This window comes from Sporosarcina sp. FSL W7-1283, from assembly GCF_038003105.1.
Lineage (GTDB): Bacteria > Bacillota > Bacilli > Bacillales_A > Planococcaceae > Sporosarcina > Sporosarcina newyorkensis.
The window spans coordinates 811,816-827,222 of the sequence record NZ_JBBOOL010000001.1; the positions used below are offsets into that span (position 1 = coordinate 811,816).

The 15,407-nt window shown below is 43.6% G+C and carries 15 protein-coding genes and 1 riboswitch; of the genes, 12 read left to right on the top strand and 3 right to left on the bottom strand.

The window, feature by feature from the left end:
* The 5 genes from MKY93_RS03825 (at position 1) to MKY93_RS03845 (ending at position 4,405) form a co-directional block, all read left to right on the top strand.
* Positions 1-147 (top strand): hypothetical protein, encoded by a 147-nt coding sequence (locus MKY93_RS03825; RefSeq protein WP_340758307.1) that lies wholly within the window; start codon positions 1-3, stop codon positions 145-147.
* 95 nt (positions 148-242) lie between these two features.
* A complete protein-coding gene (locus tag MKY93_RS03830; protein ID WP_340758308.1) occupies positions 243-671 on the top strand; it encodes a CoxG family protein in 429 nt (142 codons plus the stop codon).
* Between the two features lie 179 nt (positions 672-850).
* Positions 851-1,240, top strand: coding sequence for a MerR family transcriptional regulator (locus tag MKY93_RS03835; RefSeq protein WP_340758309.1), 390 nt, complete (start codon positions 851-853; stop codon positions 1,238-1,240).
* Positions 1,233-2,738 carry a class I adenylate-forming enzyme family protein gene (locus MKY93_RS03840; protein ID WP_340758310.1) on the top strand — a complete coding sequence of 502 codons (1,506 nt, stop codon included), beginning with the start codon at positions 1,233-1,235 and terminating at the stop codon, positions 2,736-2,738. The genes MKY93_RS03835 and MKY93_RS03840 overlap by 8 nt, the downstream gene beginning before the upstream one ends.
* Positions 2,735-4,405 (top strand): acyl-CoA dehydrogenase family protein, encoded by a 1,671-nt coding sequence (locus MKY93_RS03845; protein WP_340758311.1) that lies wholly within the window; start codon positions 2,735-2,737, stop codon positions 4,403-4,405. Before MKY93_RS03840 ends, MKY93_RS03845 begins: the two co-directional genes overlap by 4 nt.
* Before the next feature lie 300 nt (positions 4,406-4,705).
* On the opposite strand, the gene MKY93_RS03850 is transcribed toward MKY93_RS03845, so the two are convergent.
* Complete coding sequence (locus MKY93_RS03850) at positions 4,706-4,987, bottom strand: hypothetical protein (RefSeq protein ID WP_340758312.1); 282 nt, start codon at positions 4,985-4,987, stop codon at positions 4,706-4,708.
* 149 nt (positions 4,988-5,136) lie between these two features.
* Complete coding sequence (locus tag MKY93_RS03855) at positions 5,137-5,901, bottom strand: 3-oxoacyl-ACP reductase (RefSeq protein ID WP_340758313.1); 765 nt, start codon at positions 5,899-5,901, stop codon at positions 5,137-5,139.
* A gap of 61 nt (positions 5,902-5,962) precedes the next feature.
* Positions 5,963-6,061: riboswitch (TPP riboswitch) on the bottom strand.
* 146 nt (positions 6,062-6,207) lie between these two features.
* Between MKY93_RS03855 and MKY93_RS03860 the strand changes: the two genes are divergently transcribed.
* Positions 6,208-6,915, top strand: coding sequence for a CoA transferase subunit A (locus MKY93_RS03860; RefSeq protein ID WP_340758314.1), 708 nt, complete (start codon positions 6,208-6,210; stop codon positions 6,913-6,915).
* A complete protein-coding gene (locus MKY93_RS03865; protein ID WP_340758315.1) occupies positions 6,912-7,556 on the top strand; it encodes a CoA transferase subunit B in 645 nt (214 codons plus the stop codon). The genes MKY93_RS03860 and MKY93_RS03865 overlap by 4 nt, the downstream gene beginning before the upstream one ends.
* Here the strand turns inward: MKY93_RS03865 and MKY93_RS03870 are convergent.
* Positions 7,513-7,815: a hypothetical protein gene (locus tag MKY93_RS03870; protein ID WP_340758316.1), complete on the bottom strand. Its 303-nt coding sequence runs from the start codon at positions 7,813-7,815 to the stop codon at positions 7,513-7,515. The genes MKY93_RS03865 and MKY93_RS03870 overlap by 44 nt on opposite strands.
* 48 nt (positions 7,816-7,863) lie before the next feature.
* On the opposite strand from MKY93_RS03870, the gene MKY93_RS03875 reads away from it, so the two are divergent.
* The 5 genes from MKY93_RS03875 (at position 7,864) to MKY93_RS03895 (ending at position 15,392) form a co-directional block, all read left to right on the top strand.
* Complete coding sequence (locus MKY93_RS03875) at positions 7,864-9,294, top strand: helix-turn-helix transcriptional regulator (protein WP_340758317.1); 1,431 nt, start codon at positions 7,864-7,866, stop codon at positions 9,292-9,294.
* A gap of 169 nt (positions 9,295-9,463) precedes the next feature.
* The gene (hutU, locus tag MKY93_RS03880) at positions 9,464-11,146 is read left to right on the top strand and encodes a urocanate hydratase (protein WP_078817167.1); all 1,683 of its coding nucleotides are present in this window, start codon (positions 9,464-9,466) and stop codon (positions 11,144-11,146) included.
* Positions 11,147-12,400: an imidazolonepropionase gene (hutI, locus tag MKY93_RS03885; RefSeq protein ID WP_340758318.1), complete on the top strand. Its 1,254-nt coding sequence runs from the start codon at positions 11,147-11,149 to the stop codon at positions 12,398-12,400.
* Between the two features lie 86 nt (positions 12,401-12,486).
* Positions 12,487-13,806, top strand: a complete 1,320-nt coding sequence (locus MKY93_RS03890) for a YjiH family protein (protein ID WP_340758319.1) — start codon at positions 12,487-12,489, stop codon at positions 13,804-13,806.
* 191 nt (positions 13,807-13,997) lie between these two features.
* On the top strand, positions 13,998-15,392 hold the full coding sequence (locus MKY93_RS03895; protein WP_340758320.1) for a hypothetical protein: 1,395 nt from the start codon (positions 13,998-14,000) through the stop codon (positions 15,390-15,392).
* Positions 15,393-15,407 lie beyond the last annotated feature (15 nt).

Sequence of the window (15,407 nt, forward strand, 5' to 3'; positions counted from 1 at the left end):
GTGGATTCGATCATTGAGTTGATGCAGGATGATCCAACGGCTTGGAGGGACAGCAAGCAACCTGAAAAACAAGCACTAATCCAAGACCTACTTATAACATATCCGAATAAACCAGCTTTTGAAGCCGAGTTAAGCAAGATTATATAACTTTAAATTCGGAATTATTAGTGCAATACATAATCTTATAATGATATACTATTCTTCATGACAAAGAAAAAGGGGTGTGTCATTTGCCGAATGGAATGGAAGAAATCAAGATTTCAGCGCCGGTGGATAGAGTGTGGAGATTTTTGGATGATATGAATCAATGGGCTCCGCTAATCCCGGGGTATATCGAACACGAAGTAGCCAATGAAAAGCAGTTCACCTGGAAGTTTCGTGCGGACCTTGGGATGATCCAAAAAAATATCGAGATGCAGGTTGATATTGCGGAACGGTCAGAGAACTCAAAAGTTGCTTTTAAACTCGAAGGACTGAATGAAAACTTGGAAGGCAACGGCTACTTTCAGCTGAATGAAGTTGATCGAGAGACGACAAATCTTACAGGCTACCTTGATATTTCGGGCAAGGGTATGATGGGGTCGGTTATGAATTCGATGATGAAAAGCTATGTGCCGCAAACTGTGCGCGATTTGACGGTGGCTGTAGGGGAAAAACTGCAAGATAGTTAACGATGATAGAAGAGGTTGTTGTGAAAGTCAGTGGCATTTGACTTTTATGACGACCTTTTTCTTTTAAGGGGGATCGTTGGTCTTAACCGTATCATAGCGTATCGGGGCGAATTATCATCTTGACCTTTACGTTAACGTAAATGCTACTATTTAGAAAATGATAGAAAGGAGGAGGTGAAGTGAAAACAATTCGGGAGACAGCGGATCTGTTTGATGTATCCACGCGGACGATCCGATACTACGAAGAGATTGGTTTGCTTTCGCCTGCCCGGTCAGAAGGAAATCAGCGCCTATATCCAGCTTCTGAACTTGTCAAATTAAAATTAATTGTTCGTGGAAAGAAATATGGCTTTTCATTGGAAGAGATTAAAGAAATGGTGTTGTTATTCGATAAAGACCGAACCGGGCGCAAACAGTTGGAACGGACAATTCAATACGGTAGACGGCGAATCGAAGAAGTTGCGTTGAAAATTCAGGAATTGGAAGAAATGAAGCGCGAAATGGAGCAGCTGCTTGTTGTATTCAATAGCAAATTGGAAAACTCGAAAGGGGATGAAGAGAATGAATAGTTCACAATTATTGTCTCGTAATGCACGGAAGTATCCGAAACACGAGGCAGTTGTCAGCAGGGAAAAGCAAATTACGTACAAAGAGCTGGATCGGCTTGTTAATAAGTTTGGGAATGCGTTGCGGACACAAGGTGTAAAGAAAGGAGAAAAAGTAGCGTTGTTTTTACCGAACGTAGAAGAATTTGTGATCTCGTATTTTGCAGCACAGCGAATCGAGGCGATTGTAGTGCCGATTAACGTGAAGTTGACAGCACGGGAATTGGAATACATTCTTGAGCACGCGGACGTAAAAGTATTGATTGCACATGATTTAGTGTTTGAAGCAGCAAGTAAAATGAAAGCGCCTTCACTGAAGATTAAGACAGGTGGCGCAGTGGATGGTTGGTTTGATTTTCAAGATGTGCTGTCTCAAGGGGAAGAAACTACAATTTCGTGTAATTTGAAAGAAGACGATGAGTCCACCATTTTATATACATCCGGGACGACAGGTAGCCCGAAAGGTGTGTTATTTAGCTACCGAAATATCTTGACAGTTGCTTCAATGATTGCTGTGGAAATGGAATTCAAACCGGAGAGTCGCATCTTGCTGATGATGCCGCTCAGTCACTCAGCACCGCTTCACTTGTTTTTGATGGCAGGTATGCTTGTGGGATCCACACTTGTTATAACACCGACATTTACTCCGGATTTATTGATTGAAATGGTGGAACGAGAACGAACAACACACTTTTTTGGTGCACCTGTTGCATATATACTGACCGCAAGCAATCCAAAATTACAAGATGCAGACCTATCATCCATGAAATGGTGGGTATATGGTGGGGCTCCGCTGTCGGCTGAAGAAGTGAAAAAAGTGAAAATTGCATTCCGCTCGGACAATCTGGTCTGTGTTTATGGACTGACAGAGGCGGGACCGAGCGGGGCATTACTGCTGGCTGCTGAACATGATGCGAAGGCGGGAAGTATCGGGCGGCGTGCTCCGCTGCACACAGAGCTGCGAATTGTAGATGAATCAGGAAAAGATGTAATACCAGGTGAAGTAGGGGAGATCGTTCTCTTTGGTGAAGGAAATATGCTTGGCTATTACAAAAATGAGGAAGCGATGCGGGAGACCTATTTTGACGGCTGGTTGCGGACTGGTGATATGGCGATGGAAGATAAAGATGGATTTTATTGGATTATTGGTCGAAAGAAAGATGTGATTTTATCAGGCGGGGTCAACATCTATCCGCAAGAAATTGAAGAACAAATCGTTCAATTTCCTAATATGAAGGAAGTTGCGGTAGTTGGTGTACCGCATCCTGAGTGGGGTGAGACGGTGAAGGTCGTATTTGCCGCTTCTGAAAGAATTGATGAGGAAGCGCTTAAAGGTTATTTGAAAGAACATTTGGCTTCATTCAAAATTCCACGGATTTATGAACAAGTCGATGCGCTGCCTCGAAATGCTTCTGGGAAGATTCTAAAACAAGCGTTGCGAGAAGGAGGAACTGTCGGATGAGAGTATTGGAGGAAACTGAACGTTATGAAGTGGAAAACTTTTTTGTTGGTGATGAAACATTGGAACTAATTTTACGTGAGCGACTGGATGGTCCGTTTCTTAAGTATGCATTACGTGAACTTCATTCATTCGGTGAAGCATGTGCGAATGATATTGAGCGAAGAGCTGTGCATACGGACAGAGAAGGGGAACCGCGTCTAATTCGTTACAATAAGTTTGGTGAAGAAGTATCGGAAGTGTGGGTCAATGAAGGGTATCGACAAACCGTACAGGAAACGTATGATATAGGGATTGTCGGCTATGTCCATAAAGAGATTCCCGAACTTGGACATAAGGGGAATTATACGTATAGCTTTGCACAAGGATTTCTGTTGTCTCATGCAGAGCCTGGTTTCTATTGTCCTGTAACGCTGACGATGGCAACTGCGTATTTATTGGATCATTTCGCGGATGACGAGGTAAAACAACTGTTTTTACCCCGTGTTTGCGCAACGGGTGAAATGCCTTTATTCGAAGGTGCTACATTTTTGACGGAGCGGCAAGGTGGGTCCGATGTAGGTGCAAATGTTGTCCGCGCGGTGAAAGAAGGAGAGCAGTATCGATTGTATGGAGAAAAGTATTTTGCTTCGAATGCCGGAATGGCAGGCGTGGTGATGGTCTTGGCTCGTATGGAAGGTACGTCTGAAGGGTCAAAAGGTTTGACGTTGTTTGCGGTACCTTGGCGCAAGAAAAACGGGGAGTTAAACGAAGTTCGTATTCGCAGACTCAAAGATAAACTGGGTGTGCGCGCTGTGCCGTCAGGTGAGGTGGAATTTGACGGGGCGATTGCCTATATTGTAGGTGATCCGACGAAAGGTTTGGCTTATATGCTCGAAGCGCTTAATTTATCAAGAATCTGCAATGCGGTTGCATCTCTAGGCATCATGCGCAGAGCATTGCTGGAATCCAAGAGCTATGCAAGTCGTAGAAATGCATTCGGTCAACGTTTGACGGGTTATCCAATGGTGCGTGATACATTAGGAAAAATGTCGGCAAAATTACATGCGGAAACAATAACCGTTTTTGATTTCATTAAACTATATGAAAAAGTTACAGATGGAGAAGCGGATGAACGCGAGCAAGTGCTGAATCGACTTTTTATTGCATTGATTAAAAAGGAAACAGCGGAACAGGCAATTCACTTCTCTCATGAAGCAATCGAAATGCACGGCGGCAATGGCTATATAGAAGATTTTGTTACGCCGAGATTGCTACGGGATGCACAAGTGTTAACCGTTTGGGAAGGGACGGCAAATATTTTAGCGTTGGAATTGATTCGTTTGGTCACGAAATTCAAAGCTCATGACTTGTTTGTCGATGAGATGAAGAACCGTTTGTCTGCATTAGAGGAATGCGGATTGACGCAAGTACTAGATAGAGAAATTGATAGTGTGCAGGAAGGATTGACTGCCTTTGCTTCCTATGATTATTCTTTGCAAACATTTGAAGCGAAAAGATGGATGAAACGCATGTCGGACGTATATGAAAGCGTCGTGAGTTTGGAGTGGGCTGCAAAGTATGGTAGGAAGTATGAGAAGTTAGCAGAGGTGTTCATGGAAGATACATGGGGGTTGCGTAAGTCAGGCGAACCGATGAAAACAGTGGAATGCTTTGAGGAATTAATCTGAAGAGCAAGACTGTATAAATGGAGGGCTGTCCAGGGAGTGATCTCCTGAACTGCCCTTCTTACTTTTGCATCATTTTGCTGTCGAAGATCATAAAGTGTCTATACACGATCATAAATTCCAGTCAACCGCTCATATCCTCCTGCCAAGCGATCATAGCAACACGGAACTCGCTCATTAAACTGTGTATCGCGCTCATAAAAGGTTTCTTTCTACTGAATTGGGAAGGATGAACCGATCCCTCGTTACTGCTAACCATAGACTCATCGAACGACTCCGTTTCAGTTTACAAACATTCTAGTGTCAGCTATATCTGATCGTGCAAATGTCAGCCAAGGCGAGTTCTTTGACATCTGCATCTCCGAACGGTTGAAAATGGATAACTCGATTGTTTTTGTCGAATTCTAAGTAATAGCCATTATGCTGAATATTTTTTGATTGTTTCAATGTGATTTCGATAGGATCACCCATCATTAAATCGACGAGTATATGAATTAATTTCTTTTCGTCATAACATCTAGTCTCCCGATTCGATACATGCGAAGAGTCACAGCTGCTGCATGGTCTAAACTTTCTTGATGACATAAAATATGCACCTCCTTCTCTCTTAGTGTATGTCGAAAAACGTGAGAGAACTGTGCCGTTTCATTTGATGAATTCAACGGCAAGGAGGTGCAACTGAATGTACGCTTGCTCTACCAATTAACCATGCAGAAAATCAAGAAATAACTCTATTAATCCATTACCAATCCGCCATCCACAACAAGATTTTGTCCTGCGATGGCACGGCTGGAAGGAGAAGCGAAGAAAACAACCACATCGGCTACTTCTTCTGGAGTGACGACTCGCCCAATCGGTGTATTGGCTTTAATGATATCGAACACAGCATCCGGTGTAGCAGCGCTAGCATCTGTTTTTAGTAAAAGCCCACCTGACACCATATTGACGGTGATACCATCTGGTCCTAACTCTTTTGCCATGCTTCGCGTCATACCGAGCAAAGCGGCCTTACTCGTATTGTAATCGTGATAAGGCACGACAGGATTCTGCACCAAGTTTGTACCGATATTGATGATTCGACCAAACTGCAATCGTGTCATACCTTCCCGAGCTGCTTGAAGTGTATTCAGCGTTGCCCCCACAGAACCTTCCAACTGTTTATGATAATCCTGCCATTCAATTGCATCCAACTGTTTCCGATCATCGCCGTTGAATGAAAAGTCGATTAATGCATTATTGACGATTGTCGTAATTGGTTGTCCGAAATGACGGTTAGCCTGTTCTACTAATAACTGCAGATCATCTAGATTCCGCACATCTGCCCGCAGTGCAATTGCTCGGTCACTGCCAATTTCATTCACAACTTGCTGAGCTTTATCACTATTTTTAAAGTAATTCACGACAACTTTTGAACCTGCTTCGCCAAATGCCTTCGCAGTTGCCGCGCCCAATCCTCTGCTTGCACCTGTCACCAATACTACTTGATCTTTCAATTCCAATCCATCCAGCTCCTTTTTTCATAGGTTTATACAAAAAAAGACCACTGAAAGTTAGCGGCCGCTGAAAAGAATGCCACTTCCCTCCGTCGGTATCAACCGAATCAGGTTCAAAGGGTCGGAGTTTTCTCCTCTCAGCCAATTGGCACCCCCAGTGATTTTGTTATGTATGTGTCTGTGAAGTATAGCATTAGGGACATTTTAATACTATGAATTACCATTCTTTTTCATAGTTTCATGCAAATATCTGAATCATTTGTTAAAATAAAATAAGGGTGAAGCACTGGCAAAGAACAGGAGGAGAAACGTATGAAAACGATCTACTCAACAAATTTGCAAGCGGTTTCAAATATTGAAGACGGAGCAACGTTAATGGTTGGCGGATTTGGACTGGTTGGGATACCAGAGCAGCTGATTCTGGCATTGGTAGAAATTGAAGTGAAAGATTTAACAATCATATCAAATAATTGTGGCGTGGATTATTGGGGACTTGGCTTGTTGCTGCAAAAGAAGCAGATCAAGAAAATGATTGGATCGTATGTTGGGGAGAATAAGGAATTTGAACGCCAGGTATTGGCAGGGGAAATTGAAGTCGAGCTGACACCGCAAGGAACGTTGGCTGAAAAGATACGTGCAGGCGGCGCGGGGATACCGGCTTTCTATACGCCTGCTGGAGTCGGGACACAGATTGCAGAAGGAAAGGAAGAGCGGGTCTTTGATGGCAAGGAGTACTTATTGGAGGAAGCTTTGCGTGCGGATTTCGCATTGATTCGGGCAGCGAAAGCCGATCGTTTGGGAAACTTGATCTACAATAAAACGGCGCAAAATTTTAACCCACTTATGGCGGCGGCAGCTAAATTTACAATTGCTGAGGCGGAAGAGATTGTAGATGTTGGAGCACTAGATCCTGCTCACATCCATACCCCAAGCATTTATGTGCAAGGCTTAATACAGGCAAAACAAGAAAAACGAATTGAGCGGCTGACGACTCGGCAGAAAGGGGAGGGAGCTAAATGAAACCAATTCATTTTAGAGAGCGTATTGCGAAAAGGGCAGAGCAGGAAATTAAAGACGGCGACTATGTCAATTTAGGCATTGGAATGCCAACACTTGTAGCGAACTATATTTCAGCTGATAAAACAGTCATTTTGCAGTCGGAAAATGGATTATTGGGCATTGGGCCGTATCCTTTAGAAGAAGATGTCGACCCTGATTTGATCAATGCTGGAAAAGAAACGGTCACAACGGTTCCCGGCTCTGCTTTCTTCTCGAGTGCCGAATCATTTGCGATGATTCGCGGCGGCCATGTGGATGTCGCGATTTTAGGGGCAATGGAAGTGTCTGAAACAGGAGACTTGGCCAATTGGATGATTCCAGGGAAAGTGATCAAAGGGATGGGTGGCGCGATGGATTTGGTTCATGGTGCCAAAAAAGTGATCATCATAATGGAACATGTTTCTAAAAGCGGTGAACCGAAGATTAAAAAGCGCTGTACTCTGCCGCTAACAGGAAAAGAAGTCGTGGATAAGATTATTACCGAACGAGCTTTAATTGAAGTGACTCCAAAAGGTTTAGTGCTGAAAGAAGTATTTGACGGCTTTACGGCAGAGGAAGTTATTGAATCAACGGAAGCTGATTTGATTCGGAGAGAAAATTGAATAGGATGATAAGTGCTCTGTCTAATTTAGGCAGAGTTCTTTTATGGAAATAAGAAGGAGATTGTGTCAATCGACTGCCGATAATCAATAAATAACAGTAGCCGCTCGTAAAGCCCAGCTTTGTGATCATAAGTCTTGCTTTGCCGCTCATAAAAACTTGCTCTGTGCTCATACGTCCCGTCGTCTCGCTCATAAGCCCTTTGCTTAAGCTCATACCCGCCATGACTAGCCGCTCATTAACCAACAACGCAATTCCCATAAGATAATGCTACAATACATAACAACACTGCATCGAGGTGAACGACAAATGAAAATATTGCTCCTTATAAAAGACCCATTAGAAGCACAAGGCCTAAAATGGCTGCTGACATCACAATGGAACGACGTGGCGGTCGAAATAACAGACCAACCAAACGTACTGCGCACATTTCAAGACGCTTACTTATACATCATCGACATGGACTTCATCAGCAAAGAAGACGTCGACTTGCCTGCTCATGCACTCTGGCTTGGCATTTCTTCAGACCGCACATTTCAGACGGTCTATCAGGCACTTACGCTAAAAGCCGAAGACGTGCTGTTCCGTCCGTTCCCACCTGAACGCCTGCTGAAACAAGTCCAGCAAATCCGTTTTCATTGGCGCAATGAAAAAACGGATCGTGAACAGCCGCTTGCGCAGCAGCAAAACAGTGTATCCTATGAGGATTTACTCATCCGAGACACGATACCACAACAGCCGATTTGTATGAGCCTGCTTGCGATATCCGATTTAGAAGCGTTGGATATCCTCGTTGAAAAATTGAAGCGCTATGATTTTCCGGCGGCATTTCAAGTGTTTCCGTTTTCGGATCATGTACTGGTCATTCATCGGTTGAGCGAAATGCAGCCATTGCATGAAGCGTATCGAGTGTTTTTTTCACAATGGAAGGATCAATCGGAAGCTTTGCTGACGATTTATCTATATATAGCGGATGAAGAAATAAGCTATCGTGCGTTCTACAAAAAAATGCGCCTGTTCCATGAGCGTATTTTCTATGACGGCTATGATATTCTTACGCAAGTTGAAGAAGATTTTCAATGGAAGGAACTCGACCCATTTTTGTCGCCGATTGATCAGCAAAAGTGGATTGAAATGCTGGAGAAGCAGCAACTGACGAATATTCGTGAATGGTTGGAGTACGACTTTCTGACTTTGGAACCGCCATATCCGAACCCTGGGATGGTGCGCGTGCGGCTAACGAGTATTTTAGCGCAGATGCGTCGGTATATGATGGCGAACTCCTTACAGTCTTCAAAATTAGAACAGGCATATCATGCTCTTTTTAATAAAACGATTCAGGAACCGGTGATGTATCATATTATTCAATCCTTCATTACGTTTAGCGGAGAATTGATTCGAACATCCAGCGACCTGTACACTTCGCAAGACTTCGATGAGAAGGTAAGAGAGCGGATTTTAATGAATTATTGGGATTCTTCTTGGAACTTAGCTGCCTGCGCGGAAGAAATGAAAATCCATAAAAGTACGCTCAGCCGGAAATATGCGAAGGAAGCAGGACAGTCGTTCCGAGATACATTGCTTGGCATCCGAATTGAACAAGCGCAGCGTTTATTGAAAGAAACGGATTTAACCATCTCTGAAGTAGCGGAAACATCAGGCTTTTCTCATCCTGCTTACTTTAGTAAACGTTTTAAAGAAGCGGTAGGCCGAACACCTAATGAATACCGCCAATCATAAGAATGCTCAAAGAATATTGAAAATTAATTATATGAGGCAACAATAAAATGCAATTGAAAACGGTTTCCTTTAAACATTGTAAATATAATATAAAATGATCAATAAAATATAACGTAATTAACGTTTTACAGCTAGTATACTAAGAGTAACTTATGAGGAGGTATTTAAAATGACAAGTACACAAACAAATATAGCAGCAGAAAAAGTGATTCAATATACGGGTACTGAACTTAATACGAAAGGATGGCAGCAAGAGGCAGCTCTTCGCATGCTGATGAACAACTTGCACCCAGATGTGGCAGAACATCCCGACAAATTGGTCGTTTACGGAGGAATCGGTAAAGCGGCGCGTAACTGGGAGAGCTTTGATGCGATCGTTCGTTCATTGAAAGAATTAGAGAACGACGAAACGTTGCTTGTTCAATCAGGTAAGCCTGTAGTTGTTTTCAAAACTCATGAAAATGCACCTCGCGTATTGATCGCAAACTCTAATATCGTACCAGCGTATGCAAACTGGGATACATTCCACGAGCTAGATAAAAAAGGCTTGATGATGTATGGACAGATGACAGCGGGCAGCTGGATTTATATTGGTTCTCAAGGAATTGTTCAAGGAACATATGAAACATTTGCTGAGCTTGCAAACCAACACTTTGGCGGCTCACTGAAAGGAACGATTACGTTGACTGCCGGTCTAGGCGGCATGGGTGGTGCTCAGCCTCTAGCAGTTACAATGGCTGGCGGAGTTTGTATCGGAATCGATGTAGACGAAACACGTATCGATCGCCGTATCGAAACTCGTTACACAGACGTGAAGACAGATTCATTGGATGAAGCGATTCGTATTGCAGAAGAAGCGAAAGCAGAAGGCAAAGCACTTTCTATCGGTCTAGTAGGAAATGCAGCCGATCTATTACCAGAAATGCTTTCTCGTGGATTTATTCCTGAAGTATTGACTGACCAAACATCTGCTCACGATCCACTGAACGGCTATGTTCCATCTAAAATGTCTATGGAGGATGCAGCGAAACTTCGTGAATCTGATCCGGAAGAATATGTACGTCTATCGAAAAAAGCTATGGCTCAGCACGTAGCAGCTATGGTTGAGATGATGGATAAAGGTGCAATTACATTTGACTATGGTAACAATATTCGCCAGGTAGCAAAAGATGAAGGCGTTGAACGCGCATTTGACTTCCCAGGATTCGTTCCGGCGTACATCCGTCCGCAATTCTGCGAAGGTAAAGGGCCTTTCCGCTGGGTAGCTCTATCTGGAGATCCAGAAGATATCCGCAAAACAGACGAAGTGATCTTGCGTGAATTCAGCTACAACAAGCACCTTTGCAATTGGATCAAAATGGCACAAGAAAAGATTCAATTCCAAGGACTGCCTTCCCGTATTTGCTGGTTGGGTTACGGAGAACGTGCTCGTTTCGGTAAAATCATCAATGACATGGTGGCAAGCGGCGAATTGAGCGCGCCGATTGTTATCGGCCGTGACCACTTGGATTCAGGTTCTGTAGCTTCACCAAACCGTGAAACAGAGTCAATGAAAGATGGTTCAGACGTAGTATCTGACTGGCCAATCCTTAACGCTATGATCAATGCTGTCGGCGGGGCAACTTGGGTTTCTCTTCACCACGGCGGTGGCGTAGGTATGGGTTATTCCCAGCACTCCGGAGTGGTTATCGTAGCGGACGGAACGAAAGAAGCAGAAGCACGTCTAGAGCGCGTATTGACAACGGATCCAGGAATGGGTGTAGTACGTCACGCGGATGCAGGCTATGATATCGCAATTCAAACAGCAAAGGAAAAAGGAATCAAAATCCCGATGTTGGAAGGTGGAAATTAATTGAAACCTGTATGGATTAAACATGCAAAAGAACTAGCAACAATTTCAGGTGAAAATGGACCGCGTAAAGGGAAAGACATGTCGAATCTTTCCATCATTGAGGATGGAAGCGTGTGGATTGAAGATGGCAAAATCGCGGCTGTCGGTACAACGGAAGAGTTGGAAAAACAGTATGCAAGTCGTGCAAATGAAGCAGATATTGTGGATGCAACGGGACGCCTGGTTACGCCAGGCCTCGTCGATCCTCATACACATATTGTCTATGGCGGAAGCCGTGAAAAGGAATTTGAAATGCGTCTTGAAGGTGCAACATATATGGACATCATGAATGCCGGTGGTGGGATTCACGCTACTTCCCGCATGACACGTGAAGCGACAGAAGATGAACTGGTGGAACAAGCATCCCGTCGTTTGGATTCATTCGCAAAGCATGGTGTTACGACGGTTGAAGGAAAAAGTGGATACGGACTCGATTTAGAGACGGAACTGAAGCAATTGCGTGCAGCGAAACGTCTCAATGAACAGCATGCGCTGGAAATCGTACCTACTTTCATGGGCGCTCACGCCGTGCCAAGAGAGTATAAAGGCAATGAAGATGCATTCGTTGATTTAGTCATTGATGAAATGCTTCCTGTTGTCGCAGAAGAAAAATTGGCAGCATTCAATGATGTGTTCTGTGAAAAGGATGTTTTCACTCCGGAGCAATCTGAACGAATTTTAGAAGCCGGTAAAAAGCACGGCTTAACTCCTAAAATTCATGCGGATGAAATTGCATCATACGGCGGCGCAGAACTGGCTGCAAAAGTCGGAGCTATCTCCGCGGAGCATTTATTGAAAGCTTCCGATCAAGGAATTGAAGATATGGCGAAGGCTGGAGTGATTGCGTGCCTGCTGCCTGCAACTGCATTATTCCTTCGTGAAGAAGCAGCAAAAGGACGTCAGATGATCGACTCGGGGATGGCAGTCGCCATTTCCACTGATTGCAATCCGGGATCCTCTCCGACCACTTCCATGCCACTTGTTATGAACCTGGCTTGCATTTCGATGCGCATGACGCCTGCAGAAGCGTTAGTTGCCGCAACGATCAACGCAGCGAGCGCGATTAAAGTAGAAGACCGTGCGGGTTCATTGGAAGTTGGCAAACAAGGCGATGTCGTGATGTGGGATATTGGAAGCTATCAGGAGTTGCAATATCTATTCGGTGTGAATCATGTAGATAAAGTATGGAAAAAAGGTCAATTAATCGTTGGCTGACTTATAGAAACTGTGAAAGAACGTCTTAACACGACGTTCTTTTACAACGTTTCTGAGTGCATAGACATCTTAGAGGGGTGAACAGAATGGAGCAATTGAAGGAAAGAGCAACGAGTAAAACAAATACAGGTATTTGGAAGTTTTTTGTCTATAGTGCGATTGGTGCGTTTATGTTTTTTGTGCCTGTAACAATCAACGGCAACAATTCGATTATGCTGGACCATATCGTGACTTGGTTTCAGACGAATGTAAGCGCTGTCCTACCGTATTATGCATTACTCATTTTGATTGCTGGAGCCGCTTATCCGTTTATTTCAGGAACGTGGAAGAAATCAACAGTAGATATCGTATTTTCGTTCTTTAAAGTAATCGGACTTGTAGTAGGTATTCTTCTCATATTCAATATTGGACCAGCCTGGTTATTCGAACCGGATATGGGCCCCTTCTTATTGAATAAACTTGTGATTCCAGTTGGATTGCTAGTTCCAATTGGAGCGGTGTTTCTTGCGTTGCTTGTTAGTTATGGATTGCTGGAATTTATTGGTGTGCTGATGCAGCCAGTTATGCGTCCGCTTTGGAGAACACCAGGACGTTCCGCGGTCGACGCTGTTGCTTCATTTGTAGGTTCATACTCACTCGGACTGCTCATTACGAATCGTGTATATAAAGAGGGGAAATATACTGCGAAAGAAGCGGCGATTATTGCGACAGGATTCTCCACGGTGTCTGCGACATTCATGGTAGTCGTAGCAAAAACACTCGACATTATGAGCATGTGGAATTTATATTTCTGGCTTACGCTTGTCGTCACTTTCATCGTAACAGGGATTACGGTGCGCATTTGGCCGCTTGCTTCCATGAAGGATGAGTATTATGAAGGTTCTACACCGCAACCAGAGATGAAACCGGAAGGCAGTCGTTTCGCAGCAGCTTGGGACGAAGCAATGGAAACGGTTTCTTCAGCTCCTGGACTCGTAAAAAATATCTGGATTAATGTGAAGGACGGATTGATGATGGCGATGGCGATTTTGCCTTCCATTCTATCTATAGGGCTATTAGGTCTTGTGCTAGCGGAATATACACCGGTATTTGACTGGATCGGTTATATTTTCTATCCGTTCACTTATTTAATGCAAGTTCCTGAACCGATGTTAGTTGCAAAAGCAAGTGCACTTGGAATTGCCGAAATGTTCTTACCGGCATCGCTCGTTGTACAGTCTGCTTTGATTTCAAAGTTCATTGTAGGCGTTGTGTCGGTGTCTGGGATCATCTTCTTCTCTGCGCTTGTTCCTTGTATCGTCGCGACTGAGATTCCGATTTCCATTCCCAAGTTGGTTATCATTTGGATTCAGCGTGTTATTTTAACAATCATCATTGTCACGCCGCTTGCGTTTTTACTACTATAAATAAAATAGAGCCCCTTCATCATTATGATGGAGGGGTTGATTTTGCATTTTTGGAAAACCGTCATGAAGTTGGCCGTTGTTCCATGTTTAGGAAAAAACGAAGTGGGTAGGCAGGGTTTAAGGGATAAAATCTGCCCTATCTTTATAAGTAGGAAGGAGGTGTGATGTTGGAAAAATGGAAAATAGTTTTTATGACATTACTTTTAATTGGAATGGCACCTATTGTAATGCATGCCGAAGAAAATGAAGCAGAACAGGAACCGCAACAAAGAAAAGGGATCATATCGGGTGTTGTGGATGTGGTGGCAGATACGGTATCCTCTGCCGGTAATGTGGTAAATGAAACAGTCGAGATGACAGGTAAAACCGTCCAACAAACGGTTGAATTTACAGAAGATACTGTTAAAGTTGTAGCGGAACCACCTGCTGAAAAGCCTGTAAAGCAAATCGTTGAAAGGACTGCAGAGTTTGTACAGGGCACTGTGGAAAATACGATACCAGTTGTGAATCAAACAACTGAAACTGTCCGAGAGACTGCTGGAAACGTGACTGAGATCACTGAAGAAGTACCCATCGTTTCACATGCTAATCCTGTGGTAGAAGAGACAGTCGATTTTACCTCAACTACAGCAGACCGTACAGTCAATCTCGTGAACGAATCGGTCAACACAGTGACAGCATCAACTGACAAACCCATTAAACGGGTAGTGGAAGATACCGCCGACTTTATAAGCGAAACGGTCAACGGTACAGTACCGATTGTAGAGGAAACAACGGAAATGGTACAAGGAATTGTACAAGACGTTGCGCTAGTAACGGAAGAGTTGCCGGAGTTGCCTGTTGTGACACCTGTCGTCGACCAAACGACAGAACTAGTGAAGGATACCGTCGATACTGTTAAAGGTACAACGGATCAAACAGTCTCTGAAACAGTCGATGCAGTGGTTGGTACAATACAGAAACCAGATGAAATTGTAATGGAGAAAGAGCCTGAATTTCCTTCTGAAGTGATAACCTCCGAAAAGCAGAATACGGAGATTGCGAGAGTTCCGTCCGTTCCTTTGAATAAGTATAATTTTAATTCGAAAAAAGAGCCTGATGATCTTGAACTAGAAGTAGAATCTGAAGATATTCAGAAGGAAGCGATCAATTCATCTTTGAAATCTGATGGGTTGCACGAGGCGTCCAAAGCTGCAGATTTAATGCACAAACTATATGTATCTAGGCAATTCATGGAACAACAAGAACGCACGCCTGTTGGTTCAAACTCTTCATATAAGATGAACTTGCCTGGACAGTATGAGGGAAACGGCAAAAATTTGGATCGATCTGTGACAAAGAATGTGAAAGCAGCACCTTTTGAAGCTTTCATTACGACGGGTTCTTCATCAATCACCACAACATCTTCTTCTGTAAGTAGTTCACATGTAAATATAAGTGCAGACTTGTCGAGCGAATACTTAGTGAATGTCCAATTGGTCAGCAATCGCTGGTATTTGGAAAGCACAATCGGTAAATTGCAATGGGTTCATGAACCACCTGGGCAACCGCCCCAAAAAGCTCCTTTTTTATACGTTAGCGTTTAACTAATAAAAAAGGAG